The organism is Methylobacterium sp. J-092 (assembly GCF_022829325.1).
Classification (GTDB): Bacteria; Pseudomonadota; Alphaproteobacteria; order Rhizobiales; family Beijerinckiaceae; genus Methylobacterium.
Genome location: NZ_JAKSXU010000015.1, coordinates 1 through 781, shown reverse-complemented (window position 1 = coordinate 781; position 781 = coordinate 1). Strand labels below are relative to the sequence as shown.

The following is a 781-nucleotide window of genomic DNA, read 5'->3' as shown; positions in this document are numbered from 1 at the left end:
GACCCGTCGTCGGCGGTGACCGCCTCGAGGTAGGCCGGGCGGCCCTGGCGCTTGAGGTGGGCGACCACGCTCTCGACCTCCGAATCCGAGCAGAACGGCCCGTGCACCCGGGTCGTGCGCCCGCCGCCGGCCATGAACAGCATGTCGCCCTGGCCCAGGAGCTGCTCGGCGCCCATCTCGCCCAGGATCGTGCGCGAGTCGATCTTGCTCGTCACCTGGAAGCTGATCCGGGTCGGGAAGTTCGCCTTGATCGTCCCGGTGATCACGTCCACCGACGGACGCTGCGTCGCCATGATCAGGTGGATGCCGGCCGCGCGCGCCATCTGCGCCAGGCGCTGGATCGCGCCTTCGATGTCCTTGCCGGCCACCATCATCAGGTCGGCCATCTCGTCGACCACGATCACGATGTAGGGCAGGGCCGCGAGGTCCATCGCCTCGTCCTCGAACACCGCCTCGCCGGTCTCGCGGTTGAAGCCGGTCTGGATCGTCCGCGTGATGGTCTCGCCCTTGGCGCGGGCCTCGGCCATCCGGGCGTTGTAGCCGTCGATGTTCCGGACCGCGATCTTGGACATCTTCTTGTAGCGCTCCTCCATCTCGCGCACTGCCCACTTGAGGGCGATGACCGCCTTCTTCGGGTCGATGACGACGGGGGAGAGCAGGTGCGGGATGCCGTCGTAGACCGACAGCTCCAGCATCTTCGGGTCGACCATGATCAGGCGGCACTCCTCCGGCTTCATCCGGTAGAGGAGCGAGAGGATCATGGTGTTGATCGCCACCGACT

General features: G+C 67.1%; 1 protein-coding gene. It reads right to left on the bottom strand.

Annotated features, from left to right (window positions below):
• Positions 1-781: FtsK/SpoIIIE domain-containing protein (locus MKK60_RS00185; protein WP_279603909.1), on the bottom strand; the 781-nt coding region annotated here is incomplete at both ends.